This is a genomic window from Prevotellamassilia timonensis, assembly GCF_021531665.1.
Lineage (GTDB): Bacteria > Bacteroidota > Bacteroidia > Bacteroidales > Bacteroidaceae > Alloprevotella.
This window is the reverse complement of sequence record NZ_JADYUH010000014.1, coordinates 22,310-41,991: the sequence shown is the minus strand read 5'-3', so window position 1 is coordinate 41,991 and position 19,682 is coordinate 22,310. Positions and strand designations below refer to the sequence as shown.

Genomic DNA, 19,682 nt, shown 5'->3' with positions numbered 1-19,682 from the left:
GATTTATTCGCATGTCTGGAAAGCGCCCACACAGGCTATTAAATACCAACGATTTCAAAGAACTCTTATTTTATGGCGTCTCGGACGCTGCGTGATTAGCCAAAATTCAACGAACTATTGCTACTGAATTACATCTATAAAAGTGGGTACGGTGGTAACTGTTCAGCGAATCGACACAATGCTCATATAAATCAGCCGCAGAAGGAAGCAGTCCGATGGCGGCTTCATCCGGCATCCATTCATCTCCCAATTTATCCAATCTGTAAAGCATACGCTCCGAAGAACTGAATTCTTGCGTGTATCTATAAGAAAAATACAATTTATCATTCATCATTTTTTAGGTTCCTTGTTTAGACGAAACGAAATGTTGAACATCACATATCGTCTCAGCACATTTCTGTAGCTCTCGGTCTGCATCTGCGCGTTCAGGCTGTAGCTGCGGCTCGACATCTGGTTCAGCAGGTCGAAGGCCTCCACTTCCACGCCCAGACGGCCGTTCAGGAAGAAACGCTTGAGGCGGGCGCTCCAGATGAGTTGCGCCGTGTTGAAGTTGTCATCGTCATAGCCATAGCGCGTGGTCAGCAGCAGCGAGGTGTTCACCTGCAGTTTCCACGGCAAGGGCATGCCGCCGCTCACGCGATAGTTGATGTTGAACACGTTCTGATTGGCGAAGCGGGAGGAGATGGCATGTATCCATTCGCCGTTCACCTCGCCCGAGAGACTGTAGTAGTTGCGGGAATAGTACACGTTGAACCGCTGCTTGGTTAGCACACGATCGGTGCCCACACGCTGGGACGATGCGCTCTGGGCCAAATTAGCATAGTCCTCGCTGTGGCGATAGTTGACATTGGTGGTTAGCTGGTAGTTCCATTGGTTGTGCTTGCCCATGGTGCTACCGAAATAGGCTTGTGCCGTCAGCGCGCGGTTCCCGTTGATGTTCTCGGGGCGGTAGGTCCTCACGCCCGTCTTCAGGTCGTAGAGCATGGACTGGGCCACGAGGTTGTTCCACTGGTCATACGTCACATTCCAGTTAAAGGTGTACACGCGCTTGGTGATGTATCTGTTCTCCACCGACAGCTCCGCGCGGTGATGCGCGCTCGCCTTCAAGCCGGGATTGCCCGTCCGCACCACCAGCGGGGTCGCATCATCGCGATAGTCCGTCAGATACTCGCTGTAGGGGCTGGCATGCGACAGGTTATAGGTCAAGGTGGTGTGCCGCTCCAGGTTGTAGGTATGCTTTTTCCCGTTGTGGTCGATGCGGTACCGCACATTCGGCTCAAAATAATAGTAATTGCGGTGCAGCCGTGTGTCTATCCGGCCACGTTGGTAGTCATAGCTCAACTGCTCCATGCGCACGGGCAGGGATAGGTTCACGGTGTTCGACCTGCGGTGCTTGTCGTTCCACCAATACATATAGAGGCCTAGCTCTGGTTTGTGCGTGCGCTTCCATTCATCGGCGTATGCCGAGTTGGTGAGGTCGATGTACTGCGTCAGCACATCCTTTATGGAGGCCAGACGGTCGAAGGGCTCGCCGGCATATTCCGTATCTTCCAGCCGGTAGTAGTCCTTGTTGCTCGACTGATATTGCTGGCGGTAGCTGTAGCCCGGGCTGATGTCCAGTGAAATCTTCTTGAAATGGTAGGAGATATTATAGCCCACATTCCCGCTGAGGTCATAGCTGTGCGCGTCGTTGTCCGAATAACGGTTTTGCTTTGATGTCAGGTCGTAGGCCGCACTCTCAAACAGATTGCGGTTGGCCGACAGGCTGTAATAGCCCGCCCCCCCCACATAGAGGGTGCCGTTGCCGTTCAGGCCCCACGAGGTTCCCAGGTCGCCCTTGGTATAGAAGAGGTGTCCGTCGTTCTGCTGCGTCTGGCGCAGGCTGCTGATCAGGTTCTGGCGGTAGATGTCGCCGCTGCCCTCGGCAAACAAACTGTCCAGGGCCTCGCCCATATACCGCTCCGTCATGCGCTGCTCCCACTCGGCCCGGCGCGAGAACGAGGTTCCTCGGTAGTTGTTGTACCAAATCTCGGGCTTCAGGTTGATAGAGTAGTTCTTCTCGTTCTCATTCATCTGATAGTCAAATTCGCCCATATCGCGTATATACCAATCGCGATGCTCCGTGTGCGAGCGGCTGATGCCGTTGATGTCTTTTGTGTCCAGATAGTTTGTGGTGTGTTGGTACTCGTCGTTCTTCTGCTCCTTCCACTTGAAGCTGGCCAGGTTCTTGATCTTGTACCGTTTGTTCTTGTCGTTCACCAGCAGGTCCGAGGAGAGTTCGTGCGTGGTCTGGTTATCGCTGCCCCCGGGACTTTGCCAGTTTCCGTTGGCATCATAGTATGAATTACCATATACATTATTGGAATACCCCATGAAGGCCAGGCGGCTGTGGGGCGTGAAGCGCAGGGCAAAACCCTTGGCGGCGTAGTGCTTGCCCGTGCCGTAGCCCGCACTGCCGTTGGCAATCCACCCGATGCTGTATTTCTTCTTCAGGTTGACATCCATCACCGTGGTCTGCGACCCACCGGCCCACATTCCATCGCGCACGTTGATGTTCTTGTCCACCATCTTGTTCAGGTCGGGCTTCAGGTCGTAGACCTTGATGTTCTCCACCATGTAGCCCGGCAGGTTCTCCAACGCTATGCGCGGATTGCCCCGGAAGAAGTCCTCGCCGTTAACCAGCAGGTTGGAGATCCGCTTGCCGTTCACGTAAATCACGCCGCCCTCGCGCAGCTCGGCACCGGGCAGCATGGCTATTAGCTGGTCCAGCATTGACCCCTCGCGAAGTTGAAACGCATCGGCATTATACTGTATTGTATCTCCCTTCATCACCATTTTTATTCTGGTGGCAGTTACGACAGCTTCATCAAGTCTGCGCTCCGTCAGAGAAGGTTTCTTTTTCATCAGTACACGACCAAAAGTACCTCCTGTTATACGGTATTTTTGGTAGCGAAAGTTTACTGTTTTATACGTATCTTCATAACCTCGTTTAGAAAAATGCAGGATATATTTTCCTGGGGCACTAATACTCTCACCAAAACTGCGGTTGTTTCTTTTTGTTTCATCTTTACTGACAAAACGTTCGACTTCTGTGCTGTCGGTACGGAGAAATCTTACTGTTACGGAATCTATAGGGTCATAAGTGAAATCATCTACTATTTGACCCATTACCCAGTATTTTTGTGCATTCGCGTTCAAACAGCATACACAAAGAAAAATGATGATGTTTAGTACTTTCATTTCTAATGAGATTATTTGTGTTTGGATACGGTAACCTTCTATATGGATTTACGACTACAAAGATTGTGCAAACCGAGAACAGAAGAACGTGTTCTTATGCCGAGGTGCAGCCAATCTTCGCAACCCTTCGATTGCAAAACAACAAAAAACAGCATAAAAAACGACTCGGCGAAGCCCGGAAACAGGTCGCCGAGGGTGCAACTCTAAAACTAGTTAAAGAAAAATCTGAAAATAAAGGCTCAAACCGCAATGATTTGAGCCAAAAACGTGTGTTATTTCTCTTTGCCGAAGGTGAGTTGACTGCGTCTTATTCCTTCTTACGAGGCATAGTGCAAGCACGCTTGCCCTCTGCTCTCGTTTCGTACGTCATTTCCTTGCGGAGTGTGCTCAGATAGCTGGGCGTGATGTTGAGGAACGAGGCGATGTCCTTCAGCGAGAGCATCTGCACCACCTGCGGACAGCGGTCGATGAGCCGACGGTAGCGGCTGCGGGCGGTGTAGCGGTAGTGGTCGAGGTCGCGCCCATAGACCATCTTGAACAGGTTCTTCAGTATCCGCACGTTGTGGAGCATCATCTTCGGGTCGCTGTCGAACAGTGCTTGCAGCTCGCGTCCGCTGATGATGCGCACCTCGCAGGGCATGTCCGCCTCGATGCTCACCTCCGACACGTCGCCGTCGAGACAATAGGGGAAGTCGGCCACGAACTCGCCCTCGAAGGCGAAGCCCGTGCAGTAGTCCTTGCTCTCCTCGTCGTTGTGCACCATGTACTTGAAGCAGCCCCGCTCCACGAAGGCCACCCACTGTGCCGGCTCTCCCGCCTCCTCCAGCGTCTCGCCCCGCAGGAACGTTCGCCGTTCCCCATGCTCCATGCAGTACTCTCGCAGGAACTCCAAATCGAGTCCCTCCTTGTATGTGTTGAATTGCTTGTTTGGTTGATGGGTCATAATGAAAATTCCCTTTTGTAAGTGCAAAAATACAAACAATATACCGAATGGGCCAACTCGGCATTGGCAATATAGCTCTGTGCATACTGTGGTTTCAGGGCCACATCCAGCACCCAGGGGTCATCCATGCGCGGTCCCTTCTCGTCGGGTGAGCGCGTCAGGTAAGCATCATCCGGCGTTTTCTTTGCCATTGCGCCCTCATTCCGTGGGAAGTTGAGCTTTGAAGACGCTCAAATCGTTCCTTCAAGGTGTGTTGAGCAGCACCGCAGTCGCATCCTGTCTTCTGTGCCTTTCTTGGTACACGAGTGGAATCCTTTGTTGCTGAAAAACGACTTTTGGAGAAACTTTTCACAGCAAGGAACACCGCCTCTTGAGAGGAGGCAAAGTGAAATAGGAGGCAAAGTGAAAGTAGGAGGCAAATGCCTTTTGGGTTGGCATTTACCTCCTACGGACCTTTGAAATTTTGCTTATTTTTCAAGTACAAAGATTCTGACACGCACTGGTTAAAGGCGTAGAAGAACGCCCCATATTGTCCGGGCAGACAATATGAGGCGTAGGTTTCTTGGTTTATTGGTATTTCTTTTTGAAAGCATTACCAGGCAAAGAGCGGGTAGGCTTCCATGGTTTCGTTGACGCGACGGCGCACGGTGTTGATGACGTTCTCGTCTGTCGGTGCGTTGAGTACGGTTTCAATCATTTCTGCAATTTCGTCCATGAGGTCTTCCTTGGCACCGCGGGTGGTGATGGCGGGAGTTCCGAGGCGAATTCCGGAAGTTTTGAAAGCACTGCGGGAGTCAAAGGACATTGTGCATTGTCGCAAGTTGTTACCATGGTACGGCTTATGCTTATGTACTACGTCGATTTTATCGCATTTATGGAAAATCCCGAAAAAACTTGGAATGATTTTCTTGCAAAGGAGATGCAAAAAGCACCGCCAGAACCAAGTCTTTTCGATTAGGGTGGCTTTCTTTTGAAAAAATAACCCCCGAAGTCCTGCAGGACTTCGGGGAGGGATTTTATGCTCTTTGGAGTTTTACCGGACAGCAATAAATTTGTTTGTTTGCGATTCCCTTTACATCGCGAGGTTTTATCTCTGTTTGTGTTTTATATTTGACAAGTTTCTATGTTCAAGGAAGGGTATTTCTATTTCAAGGCATACTGAGGCGGCAGTAGTTTACAGACACTTCTGCACGTCAATGAATTTATAATTTTTACTTACCCATTCTGCCAAAGACTCGAAATCATTCTTTCTCCAGAACTTCACGCACATAGCCCTTTTTGTTCCGCCATCGATAGGAAGCAATTGGTTGTCATCGAGATAAAAGTCCCATTTGGCACGTGCCTCCTTGCCGATGTGCTTTCCTGCCGTGAATTGCAGAATTTCATATCCACCTTCGTCAATAGTGTCCGGACAGGATGGATAGAAAAGATGCTCATAATAACGTCCGCTATAATATTGATTCAATCTGTCGCAGGGGAATGCCTTTCGCATCTCTTCCAGAGTCGTCTGAGGATTTTCCATGAGATAAGCCTTGAATATGGCAAGGGCTGCCTTGGATTTTGACAGGCGCTTGTTGGGGAATATCTCATTGCCGTTATAGCGGACAATGTATTTGCTTGTATCCTTGCCGCCCGGTTTGAACAGTTTCTCCAGTTCTTTCCCTTTACCCTCGTATGCATGATAGGCCATTACCATGAACAGGTTCTCGTGTGCCGTCCATAGTTCGTAGAGAAGTTTCATCTCCCACTCATCCATCGTCAGTTCCTGCATACGCTCCTTGCCTATAATTCCGCAGACTTTCTTATCGGGGAATGTAGCAAGAAAGGTCTTGTCGAACAGATCCTTGTGCGAATTGTATAAATTTGCCAACTGTTTTCTTTCCTTTCTGGAAATGGCAAGAACGTTATATATCTTTTCGCCCTCATAGAAATTGCAACTCAAACTGCGTATGTATGAATCTACAAAATTCCTTTGCCCGTCACTCACGATTTCCGACAAGGGTTCTATCACATAGGTGAGCAGTTCCTGGTAAGCAAGGGGCACAAAGTTTTCACTATTGGGCTTAGCGCCGTTGGGGGTAAGGAAGATAGCAATGCCCTTGCCCCTATTCTCTTCGGGATATTCATTAAGATTCTGGCAGATGGCATTCCAGTAACGTACGGTTTGGTTCTCTCCTTCATTGCTATATACTTTGTTTTCTATTGCAAGCGGGTAGAATAATTCCTTGGGGTCATCATCAGTATCGAACGTCATTCGCAGAACCATCCATATATCTATTCGGTTCTTCTTGTCGTTGTTCACGCACTTTTCCACCTCAACACCGCCGTCCATAAGTTCCACGCTGTAGTTTCCTGCAAGAACCTTGGCATAGACAGAACTGTCAAAGATGTAATGCCCCATATCCTTGGTTGCAAACAGGCGCAACAACAATTTCAGGGGGGCATCGTTTAGGCCGTGCTCGGCCTTGGGATTCAGCCACCAGGCAATGAATGCACTATGGCGGTTCTCCTTGCGTTCCACCTTCAGTGTTTCAAAAAAAGTTCGCTTTCCATAATAGTCAGTCAGATTTTGGAATTCCCTATTGTTGACCAGTTCCAGTATCTTCTTATTCATAATATCTGTGCAATTTACGTTATACAATACTTCGGTAAATTTTTACCGAAAAAAATTAAAAGTTAAACAATAGAACCGACAAAAGTTGGTTCGAAAACACTAAAGAGGTCATTGAAATGTTGTCAAAACGAATGGTTAAGCATGAAGAAATGTGCTGAAAAAGTGCGCTAACCTGCTGATGATAAAGGTGAAAAATATTACATAATCTGTTGGTTCTTTAGTAAATTAGAGGTCTCTAATCCTTCTGATTATGACTAAAGAAGCACTCCTTATGCAACACCAATCCGAGTGCCTGTCGGCTCTCAAATCGATGGCGAATATACACAAACCTTTTGAAAAAACGTTCATGGACACCATGAAATTATTCATGGCCATCCCAGATCGTATAAACTTCCTTCAATTGGGCAGATATGGCTGTTTCTCAGAACAGACTTATCGTAACCTTTTTGAGCATGAAACTTTCGACTGGTTTGCGTTCAACGGCTCTGTCATCAGCAAGCATCTCACAGGCAAGAGAAAAGCCATCGCCATCGATCCTTCCTATATCCCCAAATCAGGCAAGAAGACACCTTGGATAGGTTACTTCTGATCTGGTTGTGCAGGAGAGTACAAGCGTGGATTGGAAATCATGGGCATCGGTGACATTGACATCAACAACCATGAATGCATGACCGCTCGTTTATTGTTTTTTTCCACTGTGTAAACATACCCGAAGTCAAATTTGAATGCCATACTTTTTTCAATTGGTTACAGACATAAAATAGACATTTTCGGAAAAAAGTTCAAATTTTGGGGCAGGCATGAATGAAAATAATTCGTATCGCACAGAAACACAATACGATAATATTTCTATACCCCCAATTTCTTTTTTAGAATTTCACTAAACATCTGTTCACGGTTTCAAAGAACATATCAAAATCTCTGATATCGGTACTGAAATTTGCAGGTTGAAGATATTTGGTTTTTTTCGTGGAAGACTTTCCGTCCCACCATTCACTAAGAGACATGTCATTCTTGCTCCGATTTTCATCGTAGCTTAACAACTGCAGGTTAGGTATGGTATCATAGCGTTTATCATCCGAACCATAAAAATTTTTAGCAGCGTGCACATGATCCACATCATATTCTTTTGCGGTCTCCAAATAACAAATACCATCTGTGGATGAATATAATATTCAGAATTGGGAAACTGGCTTTCTTTTCTATCCTCATATATTCGGAGATCTCTTTGTCAGAAATAGATAAAGACGAATCTGTGACAATTATCGCAGAAAGAGGATAATTGTCCTTATCTGCATGTAGTTCCTGTACATCTTGAATCTCTTTTTTTACAGAACGAAACAAAACGCTATCATGAGGCATCGCCATTATACGATCCTTCAAGCTACCTGATTCTGCAATATGTTCTTCTTTTTGCGTCATACCTTTGATATTTTGCTTATTTTTCAAGTGCAAAGATTCTGACACGCCCTTCGGTTAAAGGCGTAGAAGAACGCCCCATATTGTCCGGGCAGACAATATGAGGCGTAGGTTCCTTGGTTTGTTGGTTCCTTTCGGAAGTTTTACCAGGCAAAGAGCGGGTAGGCTTCCATGGTTTCGTTGACGCGGCGGCGCACGGCGTTGATGACGTTCTCGTCTGTCGGTGCGTTGAGCACGGTTTCAATCATTTCTGCAATTTCGTCCATGAGGTCTTCCTTGGCACCGCGGGTGGTGATGGCGGGAGTTCCGAGGCGAATACCGGAAGTTTTGAAAGCACTGCGGGAGTCAAAGGGCACCATGTTCTTGTTGACGGTGATGTCAGCTGCCACCAGTGCGTGCTCTGCTTCTCGTCCGGTGAGTTCGGGATATTTTGAGCGCAGGTCCACGAGCATGCTGTGGTTGTCAGTTCCACCGCTGACAATGGTGAAGCCGCGTTTGACGAGTGCTTCGGCAAGTCGTGCGGCGTTCTTCTTGACTTGAAGTGCATATTCCTTGAACTCGGGTTGAAGCGCTTCGCCGAAAGCAACGGCTTTGGCGGCGATGACGTGTTCCAGCGGTCCGCCCTGGCTGCCGGGGAAGACGGCGCTGTTGAGGATTTGACTCATCATCTTCACTTCTCCCTTGGGTGTGGTGAGTCCCCAGGGATTGGGGAAGTCGTGTCCCATGAGAATCATGCCGCCGCGCGGTCCGCGGAGCGTTTTGTGCGTGGTGGTGGTGACGATGTGGGCGTGCTCCACGGGATTGTCAAGGAGTCCTGCGGCAATCAGTCCTGCGGGGTGCGCCATGTCCACCATGAAGAGTGCGCCGACTTTGTCAGCGATGGTGCGCATCCGCTTGTAGTCCCACTCGCGGCTGTAGGCAGAACCGCCTCCGATGATGAGTTTCGGTTTATGCTCCAGTGCCAGGCGCTCCATTTCATCGTAGTCCACGCGTCCCGTTTCCGGGCAGAGGTTGTAGCCCACGGGATGATAGAGGATGCCGGAGGTGTTGACGGCGGAGCCATGTGAGAGGTGACCTCCGTGGTCAAGGTTGAGTCCCATGAACGTGTCTCCGGGTTTGAGCACTGCCAGCAGGACTGCGGCGTTGGCTTGAGCGCCGGAGTGTGGCTGCACGTTGGCATATTCTGCATGGAAGAGTTCCTTGGCACGGTCAATGGCGATTTGTTCGGTTTGGTCCACGATTTCGCAGCCGCCATAGTATCGTTTGCCGGGATAGCCTTCAGCGTATTTGTTGGTCAGGCAGGATCCCATGGCTTGCATCACTTCGGCGCTGACGAAGTTTTCGGATGCGATGAGTTCGATTCCGCGGAGTTGGCGGCGGTTTTCTTTCTCAATGAGATTGAAGATTTGTGTGTCTCTTTGCATGGTTGAATAGACTTAGGGTTTTGATGAGTGATTTTGTGGTTGTCGAAAGCAAATTCTTGTTTGTCTTCTCCGATGAAATCTCACTTTTTCGCAAAAATGAGGCTGTCGGTGTCGGAACAGAGAATGAGGTGTCCGGAGGAGAGAGAGACGATGCGATAGGAGTCCGCATTGCCTCTTATTCCCACGCCTTCCAAGCAGGTCGTGTTCGGGTCGGTGAGTTCAACGTCTCGGTCACGATAGTGTATATAAGTTTTCGTGATGTCAAGTCTGTCTCCGTTCACGGAAAAACGTGCGACGGTTTCTGGGGTTTCGCCGTTGTGGATGGCATGGGAGACTATGCTAAGCAAATCGAGTTGGAAGTTCCAGGAAATGCTCTCCGCTCTTCTGTCGGTGTGGACGTCAAAGGAGGCGTCGGGGGTGGAGCGGACGTAGGAGTGTTCCAACATCCACTTCCCGTCAAGGTCACCGTTGGAGGGAAGTTTGTCGCAGGAAAGAACGAGCGTGAGGAGAAAAAGGATGGTGGCGAAATGTTTGATTTTCATGTAAAATCAGTGAGTTTGTTAGATGAACAGACCAAGTTCTCAAGATGTTTTTCAGAGGAAGCGTCCGGTTTTGGAGAGTGTGAGTTGGAAACCGGTGTTGTGGCGGATGAGATTACCGCGGTCCAGGGCGTAGCCGAGTTTTGCCGACCAGCCCTTTGTGTTCCATTTTCCAATCTTTTCGGGTGTCCAAGTGACCTCGGCGAGGAAACTGTGTAGTTGTCGCGGGCGGCTGAAGGGAGTGGCATAGGTTCCCCAGTTTCGTTGGTGTGAGTAGAGCACGCGGTAGTGCCATTCCTTGGTCGGGTCTCCGCTGAAGCCGAGGTGGTGTGCTTTGAAGCGGTTGCCGGGGAAGGCGAGGGAGGCACGGTGAAAATAGAGGGGTGAGACGAAGAGCGGATTACCGATGGCTTGCCCCCAGTGTTGCCATCCGGCGTAGATGTTGTGATTGTAGTAGTTGTCAATTCCGCTGATTTGGTCCGGAATCGCCTCGGTGTGGTCGTGATAGACGGGTCCGCTTTGGTAGTCCGTTTTGACGTGTTCATAGACAATGCTTGAGACCACGGGATTCTTGGGAAGATTGACTTCCACGCCGAGCAATCCGTCCAGCCAGCCGTATTCGAAGAACATTTGCGAGTGGTCCTCAAAAAAATGGTCATAATAGACGGCTGCGCTCCAGTCTTTTGCTTCGTAGTTCAAACGGAAGAGCCAGCTGCCCACGGTGTTTCCGGATGCGTTGTCGTAGCCCGAGTCGGTTGGGTCGGAGCCGATGCCAAGCAAGACGTCGAAGAACTGACGGAAACCGTGTTTCATGTCCAAGACCGGAATCTCCCCGAAGTAGCTTCCTGCATTGTAAATTCGCCCTCCGAAGAAGCTTGCCATTTCAAGTCCTCCCTCAAAGGTGAGCGGGAATTTCTTGGGGTTACCGATGCGCATGTAGCCCGCCTTGGAATGGTAGAGCACGTGTTCGCTGCGTTTGCCGTCCGGTGCGACATAGTCTTTTTGGAAGCCTGCGTCAGTGATGTAGCCATATCCGACGTGTCCTTTGATGGAAACCCAGGCGGAAGGTCCGGTGATGCTCCAATAGTTTGGAAGCGAGAGGCGGATGTCAGGAATGGGTCGTGAGTTGATGCCAAAGGTTTGCGAGCCGGAGCTGAGTTCTTGGTTTTTGAAAGCCATCGGGTGTTCTTTGGCACCGACGGTGAGACGCACGAGTTTGTAGTCAAAATCCGCGTAGAGCTGCTGCACCGTCACGGGCGATGCCATGCCGTAGCCCGCGACGAGGTCCAGTCCCCATCCGATTCTCCATTTGTGCGCCGAGTCCGTTTCCGCTTTGTGGAAGGCGGCAAGGCGGAGATAGCCATTGTCATGAACGACAGAGGAGAGGCCATGTTTGTTGGCGCTCATCCAGAGCGGCGTGTCGCCGTCGCCGGCAGTGACTTGCGCTTCTGCTTCATAGTCAATGGCTTTGGTTGCATTTTCCCAAGCATTTTGTGCTTGCAGTGAAGAAGTGGCGGTCAGCGAGAGAGCGGCAAGGAAGACAAAGAGCCGTTTGATGAGGTCGTTGCGTTTCATTTTCTTGAGTGCTTGCATGATTCGTGAGCGTTCTTCCGGTTTGTACCAAAAGAAGAACATCTTTTGACGTGTTTTCTCCTGCGGTGTCTTGGCGGAGCGTATTTCCTTCATGGTGTAGGGGTCAAATCCAGAGTACCAGGTGTCCGTGGAGAGTGTCATGGGGGTGGGTGTGAAGTCTTGAACCTGTTCGAGTCGGAAGTTCATTTTCTTTGTTTCCACCGCCAGTTCAGCCATGTCTTCGTCGCTGCATCCCGGGTGTGAGGAAATGAAATAGGGGATGAGTTGCTGCCGCAGTCCGTGTTTTTTGCAGATGTCGTCGAAGAGCGTTTTGAACTGTCGGAAGAGCGAGAATTCCGGTTTTCGCATGAGGCGTAGGACGTGGGACGCCGTGTGCTCCGGTGCCACTTTGAGTCGCCCCGAGACGTGTCGTGTGATGAGTTCTTCGGCGTAGTCCTTCGCCGCTTTTTGTGCTGCGGGTTCCGTGTGGTTTGCAAGAATGAGGTCGTAGCGGACTCCGCTTCCCACGTAACTTCTTTTGATTCCCGGGAGCGCATCGACGGCTTTGTAGAGTTCAATGAGCGGTCGATGGTCTGCCTGCATGTTTTTGCAGAGCGTCGGGTGCAGGCAGGAGGGTCGGGAACATTTGGCACAGAGAGATTTGTCTTTTCCTTCCATGCGATACATGTTGGCAGAAGGTCCTCCCAAGTCTGAGAGGTTGCCCTTGAAATCGGGCATTTCGCAGATTTTCTTCACCTCTCGCAAGATGCTCTCTTTGGAGCGCGACATGATGAACTTTCCCTGATGCGCCGAGATGGTGCAGAAGGAACAGCCGCCGAAGCAGCCCCGGTGGATGTTCACCGAAAACTTAATCATGTCGTAGGCGGGGATGCGTTTTCCTTTGTATTTCGGGTGCGGAAGTCGCGTGTAGGGAAGGTCGTAGGAATGGTCAATCTGTTCCGTGGTCATGGGCGGGAAAGGCGGATTCACCACGACGAATTTGTTTCCGACCGGTTGCAGGATTCTTCTTGCTTGCAGTCGGTTGCTTTCAATTTCAACGAGTCGAAAGTTCTCGGCAAATTGCGCCTTGCTTTTCAGGCAGTCTTCGTGGGCGTGCAAGAGGATGTCCGTGTCGCAGATGCCGCCTTTGATGTCGTTTTTTCGTTCAAGCGTGACGGTTTGGGGAACGGGCGTTCTTCTCAGAATTTCTTTGAAAAGTGCCGCATTCATCGGTGTCTCGGTTTTGAGCACCTCTGTCGCCATCAGGTTGCTGAGTTCAAGAATCGGTAGTTCGCCCATGCCATAGATCAGCAGGTCCGCTCCCGATTCACAGAGAATGCTCGGGCGGAGTTTCTCCTGCCAATAGTCAAAGTGGGTCACGCGTCGCAGCGAAGCCTCTATTCCTCCTAAAACCACGGGAACATCGGGGAAAAGCTGCTTGAGAATCTTCGTATAGACGATGGTCGGATATTCCGGTCGCAGGTCGTGTCGTCCGTCGGGGCTGTAGGCGTCTTCGCTTCTGTGTCGTCGGTTGGCGGTGTATTTGTTCACCATGGAGTCCATGCAGCCCGGGGCAATGGCAAAGAAGAGCTTGGGCCTGCCGAGTTTGCGAAAATCGCGGAAGTCACCGTGCCAGTCCGGCTGAGGAACGATGGCGACGCGATAGCCTTCAGCCTCCAGCGTTCTACCGATGACAGCCGCGCCGAATGAGGGGTGGTCCACGTAGGCGTCTGCAGAAAACAGAATGATGTCTGCTTCATTCCATTTTCTTAGGTCCATTTCTTTGCGTGTGGTGGGGAGGAAGTCGGTGAGCATAAGAGGAGGGATTGCAGAAGACAGATGCTTATTCTTCGGAAGTGGGATTCTCTTCCTGTCGGCTTTGGAAGTCTTGATAGGCAACCATCAGTTGCTTCAGACCGTAAGCCTTCATCTTGTCATGATAAATCACGTCGATGCAGAGGTCCAGCAGGTCTTTTGTGTTTTCCGTGCTGGAAGCGATGAGTGCTCTGACGTTCATTCTGAGTTTGTTCAGTTCGGTTTCCGTGACAAAGCCTGCGCTTCCGACCAATCCTTCCAGCAGTTTGTATTTACGGATGGTTCTGAGATTCTCTTCTGTCAGTTGCAAGTGTCGTGTTCCGCTTTCGTTGAGTTGTATGTCGTACATGATTCTATTATATATATAAGGTATGGTCAATGCCCAACCGCCGGAGGCAGTGGGGTGAAGAGTCAAAGAGATTCTGTTTTTTTATTGCGCAGCCTTGAAGTCTTTCAAGTTGATGGTGGCAGCGAGATAGGCTTTCTGCCAGTCCGTGTCCAGCGAGAAGGGGGTGAGCACGCCTTCCTCTTGGAGGAAGGACTGAGTGGTTTCTTTGTCCGGGTCGTTCCAAAGAGGGTTCATGACCGAAGCGTCCATGAAGAGCATGATTTTTGCTTTTCTCACTCCGTCTGCTTCCTTTTTGTCTTTGGTGATTTCATCAAAGAAGAGGGTGATGAATTCGGAAAGATAGTAGGCTTGGTTGTCCAGCAGCGAGGTCTGCACCGTATCAGACTTCTCAAATGCCTTCTTTTGCAGATAAATCAGAGCTGTTCTCTTGAATTGGGCAATCTGTGTTTGCGTGTAGTTGGCGGAAGGATTGTTCACCGTGCGCGTTGCCGAAGCCAGCACGTAGTTAAACACTTCTTGTGCTTGCGCCACGGATGTCAAGAGAGCGAAGACCGCCGTGCAGACCAGGACGCGTAATGTGGTTTTCATCATATTTTTTTGTTGTTTCTGAGCGTTGGATTTGAATTGATTCGTTCCGGGTGCATGGCAGCGAAGTCAGCCCAAGAACTTTTTTTGTTTTTGTGGGTTTCTCCTGTGTTCAAGGTTTTGGTGGCGAGACTGCCGGGAATGCTTTCCAGATAGCGGCAATAGGCAACGGCAAGTGCGTCGGTGGCGTCATAGTAGGGAAGCAGTTTGTCTTCGTCCAGTTTCATCAGTCTCACCAACATTCTTTTCACCTGCTCTTTGGTGGCAAGTCCGTTTCCCGTCACGGTTTGTTTGATTTTCAGCGGTGCAAATTCAAAGATGGGAATGTCTCTCATCATGGCTGCGGCGATGACCACCCCCTGTGCTCTGCCGAGTTTGAGCATGCTTTGCACGTTCTTTCCGCAGAAGGGTGCTTCCACCGCAATTTCGTCGGGGTGAAAAGCCTCCATGAGACTTGCCACTCTTTCCAAGATTCTGCCCAACTTGAGATAGACGTCCTTGCACTTTCTCAGGTCGATTACTCCCATGGCAAGCATCTCGCATTTCTTTCCGCACATCCTCACGGCGGCATAGCCCAGCACGCTCGTGCCGGGGTCTATTCCGAGAATCACTTTTTCGGGAGTTTGAGTCATAGAAGCAGCATTCTATTTTCAGGATGACGATGAATCTTTGAAAACACTCATCGCTTCACAAGGCAAAAGTACGCTTTTGAGCGGAAATAACGTTTTGCACAGTCCAAAATTTTATTGAGTGGTAATTACTTCCTATTTTTGCAGAGCATTTTTTCAAATATCTTAAAAGTTAATCGTGTCATGAAACGATTGTTTTTTCTTCTTTTTGTTCTCAGTCTTGGTCTGACCGCCGGTGCACAAGCAGTCATCAAGTTTGACAAGACTGTTCACAATTTCGGAACTTTCAAGGAAAGCGTAGTTCAGAAATGCGTTTTTGAGTTCACCAACACAGGAGACAAGCCTCTTACAATTTCGCAAGCTCATGCCTCTTGTGGGTGCACGGTGCCCCAGTTCAGCAAAGCCCCCATTCCTCCCGGCGGAAAAGGAAAGATTTATGTCACCTATAACGGCAAGGGAAGAGCTGGAGGTCAATTTCGCAAAGTCATCACCGTGGTTTCCAGTGCCAGCAACAGCTTGGCTCGCATCTATGTGGAGGGAACAATAGAAATTGAAGACTGAGAAGAAACATTGTAGGGGGCTATAAAGTGGTGTACTATGAATTACGGAATTAGGGGCGTTCAAAAGAAAGAACTCACGTTTTGGGTCGGCTTCTAAGCGCGCCTTTTTGTAAGTTTCGTCAGTCACATAGTCCGCTATGCTTTTTTCTCCACTGACAAAAGTTCATCTCTAAGTATTCAAAAACTTCTCAGTCCGGTTTATAGAACAATCCTGTAAACAACATCCGAATCACACATTATTTATATATATGTCTGACAAGAACACCCATTTAGTGATTTTGGCAGGTGGCGTGGGAAGCCGCTTCTGGCCTTTGTCTTCGGAAGAGAAACCGAAGCAGTTTTTGGACATTCTTCGCTGTGGTAAGACGTTGCTCCAGCTAACCGCAGAGCGTTTTGCCAACCTCGTGCCCAAAGAAAACATTTGGGTGCTCACTTCGGCGCGCTATGTGGACTTTGTCTATGAACAACTTCCAGACATCGCTCGCGAACAAGTGTTGGCTGAGCCCTGCGGACGAAACACCGCGCCCCCCATCTGCTACATCAGTTGGAAAATCAAGAAGCGCAACCCTCGCGCCAACGTCATGGTGACGCCTGCTGACCATTTCATTCCGGACACAAAGGCTTTTGAAGAGGTCATGGAGGAGTGTCTCTCCTTTGCCGCAGAAACCGATGCACTCGTCACGCTGGGAGTGAAGCCGACTCGTCCTGAAACGGGCTATGGCTACATCAAAGCAGACCTCGGTTTTGCCTCCTCTCGCGGTCATCGCATTTTCCGTGTGGATGGTTTCACCGAGAAACCGGACCTTGCCACCGCAGAGTCCTACGTGCAACTCCCGAACTATCTGTGGAACTCCGGCATCTTCGTTTGGAGCGTCAGCACCATCGTCAATGCGTTCCGTGTCTATGAACCCACGATTTCTGCCATCTTTGAAAACCTCCTTCCGGTCTATGACACCCCCGAGGAGCAGGCGTGCATCGACCGCGACTTCCCCAAGTGTGAGAGCATCTCTGTCGATTATGCCATCATGGAGAAAGCGGAAGAAATTTTTGTGCATCCCGTCACCTTTGCCTGGAGCGACCTTGGAACGTGGACTGCTTTGCGAAACGAAGTCAGCCGCGATGAACATGACAACGCTGCCATCGGTGAAAACATTCATTTCTTTGATTCAGACCACTGCATCGTTCATGTCGAAGGAAAGAAAAGAGTGGTTGTTCAAGGACTTGACGGCTATGTGGTGGTCGAGAAAGATGACGAAATTCTCATTTGCAAACTCTCTGAGGAACAGCGCATCAAACTGTTTCACTGAAAAAACACTCTGAATGGTTTGAGAGGACAGTGACGCCGCTTTCCTCTCAAACCTTTCTCTTATTCCTTCCCTTCTCCTCCCGTTCTCAGTTCCCCTCCTTCTTCATTTCTCCTGCTTTCTCCCTCTTTCAATATGGATTTTGCCCACTCAGTGCTTGAATGGTATACGGCACATCGTCGAGATTTGCCTTGGCGAGACATTTCCGACCCCTATCGCATTTGGGTTTCGGAAATCATTCTGCAACAAACGAGGGTGGTGCAGGGGAGGAGCTACTATGAGCGTTTCGTTTCCACTTTCCCGAATGTGGAGTCGCTCGCCGCAGCCACCGAAGACGAAGTGCTGAGGCTTTGGCAGGGATTGGGCTATTACAGTCGGGCTCGGAATCTGCTGAAAGCAGCACGTCTCATCGCTGCCGGCGGCGGTTTCCCGAGAACCTTTGAAGAGGTGCGCAAACTGCCCGGCATTGGAGACTACACCGCCGCTGCCATCTGTTCCTTTGCCTTCAAACTTCCCGTGGCAGTGGTGGACGGCAATGTCTATCGTGTTCTCTCCCGCTTCTTTGGCATAGACATCCCCATTGACACCACGCAGGGAAAGAAATACTTTGCCGAACTCGCCCAAAACCTGCTGCCGGCGTCCCATGCTGCGGACTACAATCAAGGTTTGATGGATTTCGGTGCGCTGCAGTGCTCCGTCTCTTCGCCTGACTGTTCCGTTTGTCCGCTTTCCGATGCCTGTGTGGCTTTTGCGAGAAACGCTCAGCAAGATTTTCCCTTCAAGGCGCGGCGCCCGCAGGTCAAGGAGCGCCATTTCGTCTATTTTTATGTAGAATCTCCGGAAGGCATTTGGTTGCATCGCCGTGCGGCGGGTGACATTTGGCAGGGGCTCTATGAGTTTCCGCTCGTGGAGTTTGACCACCGTCCCGAAATGCCGGAAGTTCTGCAACATCCGTTTGTGGTGAAACATCTCTCCCACGCTGAAGGCTGGCGCGAAGTGGCTCGTGACGTCAAGCACCAACTGACTCACCGCCTGCTTCATGCTGACTTCTTTGCCGTTCGCACCTCCGCTTGCTCTCTTCCCTCTGACTGCGTGGCTGTGCCGGCGGAAAAATTGGATGACCACGCCATGCCCGAGTTGCTCTGTCGCCTTCGACGTCAACTTTGACATCAGTTTGGACATCGCTTTAGAAACGTTCTGTTTTATATATACAGAAACCTCCTTTAAACATAGAAACCTCCTTCAAAACGAAAAACATAAATGTCCCGAAAAAGGAAACCCCTTCCCATCTTAGAAAACATTGAAATCACCGGCATCGCGGCTGAAGGCAAAGCACTGGCTCGCGTGAACGACCTCGTAGTTTTTGTGCCCTACGCCGTGCCCGGCGATGTGGTTGATTTGCAGGTGCGTCGCAAGAAGCACAGCTATGCCGAGGCGGAAATCATTCGTTTCCACCGCCGGTCTCCCGAGCGTGTTCAACCCTTCTGCCCGCATTTCGGCGTGTGTGGCGGCTGCAAATGGCAATGTCTGCCCTACGACAAGCAACTGCACTACAAGCAACAGCAAGTCACTGATCACCTGCAGCGCATTGCCAAGGTGGAACTGCCGGAAATCAGCCCGATTCTCGGCAGCGTCCGTCAAACCCACTATCGCAACAAACTTGAGTTCGGCTTCTCCGACAAGCGATGGCTGACGGAAGAGGAGGTGCGCTCCGGCGTGGAGTTTGACAACATGAACGCTCTGGGCTTCCACATTCCGGGCGCGTTTGACAAAATCCTTGACATCCAGACCTGCTCTCTGATGGACAGTCTCAACGACCGCATCAGAAACGGCATCCGTGACTACGCCTTGTCCCACGGTCTCTCTTTCTTCAACCTCCGCTCCGCCACCGGACTTCTGCGCAACCTCATGTTGCGAACTTCTTCCACGGGAGAAGTCATGTTGTTGATTCAGTTCTCCATTCGCAATGCGGAGGAAGAGACTCAGGCACGTGAACTCTTGGACCACGTTCACTCCTCCTTCCCCGAAATCACCTCTCTGCTTTGGGTGAACAACCTCAAGTGCAACGACACCATCGGCGACCTGCCCGTCCACACCCACCACGGCACACCGTTCATCATTGAAGAAATGGAAGGACTTCGCTTCAAAGTCGGACCGAAGAGTTTCTATCAGACCAACACGGAGCAGGCTTACGAACTCTACAAGGTGGCGCGCAATTTTGCAGAACTGAAGCCGACGGATTTGGTCTATGACCTCTACACCGGAACCGGAACCATTGCCAGTTTTGTGGCGCGCAGCGCGAAGCAAGTGATTGGAATTGAATATGTTCCCGAAGCCATTGAGGATGCCAAGGAGAATGCCCGTTTCAACGGTTTGGACAACACGCTCTTCTTTGCCGGCGACATGAAGGACATCCTCACTGCCGAGTTTGTGGGTAAATATGGTCGCCCCGATGTCATCATCACCGACCCGCCGCGCGCCGGAATGCACACCGATGTCATCAAGACCATCTTGCTCGCCGCCCCGCGCCGCATTGTCTATGTCAGCTGCAACTCCGCCACGCAGGCACGTGACCTTGCCTTGCTGGATGCAGACTATCGTGTCACCGCCGTGCAGCCGGTGGACATGTTCCCGCAGACGCATCACGTGGAAAATGTGGTTCGTCTGGACCGTAGAAACTAAGTTCTTA

Annotated in this window: 15 protein-coding genes and 3 pseudogenes; 5 read left to right on the top strand and 13 right to left on the bottom strand. The window is 50.3% G+C overall.

Annotation, left to right across the window (positions count from 1 at the left end):
- Positions 1-330: 330 nt before the first annotated feature.
- From I6E40_RS04270 to I6E40_RS04250, 5 genes and pseudogenes are all read right to left on the bottom strand, one after another.
- On the bottom strand, positions 331-3,168 hold the full coding sequence (locus I6E40_RS04270; RefSeq protein WP_235385662.1) for an outer membrane beta-barrel protein: 2,838 nt from the start codon (positions 3,166-3,168) through the stop codon (positions 331-333).
- Positions 3,169-3,547: 379 nt separating this feature from the next.
- On the bottom strand, positions 3,548-4,183 hold the full coding sequence (locus I6E40_RS04265; protein ID WP_235385661.1) for a Crp/Fnr family transcriptional regulator: 636 nt from the start codon (positions 4,181-4,183) through the stop codon (positions 3,548-3,550).
- Entirely contained in the window at positions 4,180-4,374 is a 195-nt protein-coding gene (locus I6E40_RS04260) for a hypothetical protein (protein ID WP_235385660.1), read from the bottom strand. The genes I6E40_RS04265 and I6E40_RS04260 overlap by 4 nt, the downstream gene beginning before the upstream one ends.
- A 401-nt stretch (positions 4,375-4,775) precedes the next feature.
- Positions 4,776-4,982: pseudogene (gene glyA, locus I6E40_RS04255) on the bottom strand (serine hydroxymethyltransferase); the annotation flags it as partial.
- 375 nt (positions 4,983-5,357) lie between these two features.
- On the bottom strand, positions 5,358-6,797 hold the full coding sequence (locus tag I6E40_RS04250; protein ID WP_235385659.1) for a PD-(D/E)XK nuclease family protein: 1,440 nt from the start codon (positions 6,795-6,797) through the stop codon (positions 5,358-5,360).
- Positions 6,798-7,047: 250 nt separating this feature from the next.
- On the opposite strand from I6E40_RS04250, the pseudogene I6E40_RS04245 reads away from it, so the two are divergent.
- Positions 7,048-7,470, top strand: a pseudogene (locus I6E40_RS04245) (hypothetical protein); the annotation flags it as partial.
- 446 nt (positions 7,471-7,916) lie between these two features.
- Here I6E40_RS04245 and I6E40_RS04240 read toward each other — a convergent pair.
- From I6E40_RS04240 to ruvC, 8 genes and pseudogenes are all read right to left on the bottom strand, one after another.
- Positions 7,917-8,246, bottom strand: coding sequence for a hypothetical protein (locus I6E40_RS04240; protein WP_235385658.1), 330 nt, complete (start codon positions 8,244-8,246; stop codon positions 7,917-7,919).
- 113 nt (positions 8,247-8,359) lie between these two features.
- Complete coding sequence (gene glyA / locus I6E40_RS04235; RefSeq protein WP_235385657.1) at positions 8,360-9,640, bottom strand: serine hydroxymethyltransferase; 1,281 nt, start codon at positions 9,638-9,640, stop codon at positions 8,360-8,362.
- Positions 9,641-9,720: 80 nt separating this feature from the next.
- Positions 9,721-10,182, bottom strand: a complete 462-nt coding sequence (locus I6E40_RS04230) for a lipocalin-like domain-containing protein (RefSeq protein ID WP_235385656.1) — start codon at positions 10,180-10,182, stop codon at positions 9,721-9,723.
- Positions 10,183-10,233: 51 nt separating this feature from the next.
- The gene (locus I6E40_RS04225; RefSeq protein ID WP_235385664.1) at positions 10,234-11,445 is read right to left on the bottom strand and encodes a capsule assembly Wzi family protein; all 1,212 of its coding nucleotides are present in this window, start codon (positions 11,443-11,445) and stop codon (positions 10,234-10,236) included.
- A gap of 276 nt (positions 11,446-11,721) precedes the next feature.
- Positions 11,722-13,578: pseudogene (locus I6E40_RS04220) on the bottom strand (YgiQ family radical SAM protein); the annotation flags it as partial.
- A 16-nt stretch (positions 13,579-13,594) separates the two neighbouring features.
- Positions 13,595-13,915: a hypothetical protein gene (locus tag I6E40_RS04215; protein WP_235385655.1), complete on the bottom strand. Its 321-nt coding sequence runs from the start codon at positions 13,913-13,915 to the stop codon at positions 13,595-13,597.
- Between the two features lie 81 nt (positions 13,916-13,996).
- The gene (locus tag I6E40_RS04210) at positions 13,997-14,503 is read right to left on the bottom strand and encodes a hypothetical protein (RefSeq protein ID WP_235385654.1); all 507 of its coding nucleotides are present in this window, start codon (positions 14,501-14,503) and stop codon (positions 13,997-13,999) included.
- Positions 14,503-15,132, bottom strand: coding sequence for a crossover junction endodeoxyribonuclease RuvC (gene ruvC / locus I6E40_RS04205; protein WP_235385653.1), 630 nt, complete (start codon positions 15,130-15,132; stop codon positions 14,503-14,505). Before ruvC ends, I6E40_RS04210 begins: the two co-directional genes overlap by 1 nt.
- Positions 15,133-15,312: 180 nt before the next feature.
- On the opposite strand from ruvC, the gene I6E40_RS04200 reads away from it, so the two are divergent.
- The 4 genes from I6E40_RS04200 to rlmD all read left to right on the top strand — a co-directional run bounded on the left by I6E40_RS04200 (position 15,313) and on the right by rlmD (position 19,675).
- Positions 15,313-15,690: a DUF1573 domain-containing protein gene (locus I6E40_RS04200; protein ID WP_235385652.1), complete on the top strand. Its 378-nt coding sequence runs from the start codon at positions 15,313-15,315 to the stop codon at positions 15,688-15,690.
- A 247-nt stretch (positions 15,691-15,937) separates the two neighbouring features.
- Entirely contained in the window at positions 15,938-16,996 is a 1,059-nt protein-coding gene (locus I6E40_RS04195) for a mannose-1-phosphate guanylyltransferase (RefSeq protein WP_235385651.1), read from the top strand.
- A gap of 132 nt (positions 16,997-17,128) precedes the next feature.
- Positions 17,129-18,160, top strand: a complete 1,032-nt coding sequence (gene mutY / locus I6E40_RS04190) for an A/G-specific adenine glycosylase (protein WP_235385650.1) — start codon at positions 17,129-17,131, stop codon at positions 18,158-18,160.
- A gap of 93 nt (positions 18,161-18,253) precedes the next feature.
- Complete coding sequence (gene rlmD, locus I6E40_RS04185) at positions 18,254-19,675, top strand: 23S rRNA (uracil(1939)-C(5))-methyltransferase RlmD (protein ID WP_235385649.1); 1,422 nt, start codon at positions 18,254-18,256, stop codon at positions 19,673-19,675.
- Positions 19,676-19,682 lie beyond the last annotated feature (7 nt).

Coding starts and splice junctions, on each gene's coding strand:
- I6E40_RS04270 (WP_235385662.1), bottom strand. CDS start 3,168: ATGGGTCAAATAGTAGATGATTTCACTTATGACCCTATAGATTCCGTA.
- I6E40_RS04265 (WP_235385661.1), bottom strand. CDS start 4,183: ATGACCCATCAACCAAACAAGCAATTCAACACATACAAGGAGGGACTC.
- I6E40_RS04260 (WP_235385660.1), bottom strand. CDS start 4,374: ATGGCAAAGAAAACGCCGGATGATGCTTACCTGACGCGCTCACCCGAC.
- I6E40_RS04250 (WP_235385659.1), bottom strand. CDS start 6,797: ATGAATAAGAAGATACTGGAACTGGTCAACAATAGGGAATTCCAAAAT.
- glyA (WP_235385657.1), bottom strand. CDS start 9,640: ATGCAAAGAGACACACAAATCTTCAATCTCATTGAGAAAGAAAACCGC.
- I6E40_RS04230 (WP_235385656.1), bottom strand. CDS start 10,182: ATGAAAATCAAACATTTCGCCACCATCCTTTTTCTCCTCACGCTCGTT.
- I6E40_RS04225 (WP_235385664.1), bottom strand. CDS start 11,445: ATGGCATCGCCCGTGACGGTGCAGCAGCTCTACGCGGATTTTGACTAC.
- I6E40_RS04215 (WP_235385655.1), bottom strand. CDS start 13,915: ATGTACGACATACAACTCAACGAAAGCGGAACACGACACTTGCAACTG.
- I6E40_RS04210 (WP_235385654.1), bottom strand. CDS start 14,503: ATGAAAACCACATTACGCGTCCTGGTCTGCACGGCGGTCTTCGCTCTC.
- ruvC (WP_235385653.1), bottom strand. CDS start 15,132: ATGACTCAAACTCCCGAAAAAGTGATTCTCGGAATAGACCCCGGCACG.
- I6E40_RS04200 (WP_235385652.1), top strand. CDS start 15,313: ATGAAACGATTGTTTTTTCTTCTTTTTGTTCTCAGTCTTGGTCTGACC.
- I6E40_RS04195 (WP_235385651.1), top strand. CDS start 15,938: ATGTCTGACAAGAACACCCATTTAGTGATTTTGGCAGGTGGCGTGGGA.
- mutY (WP_235385650.1), top strand. CDS start 17,129: ATGGATTTTGCCCACTCAGTGCTTGAATGGTATACGGCACATCGTCGA.
- rlmD (WP_235385649.1), top strand. CDS start 18,254: ATGTCCCGAAAAAGGAAACCCCTTCCCATCTTAGAAAACATTGAAATC.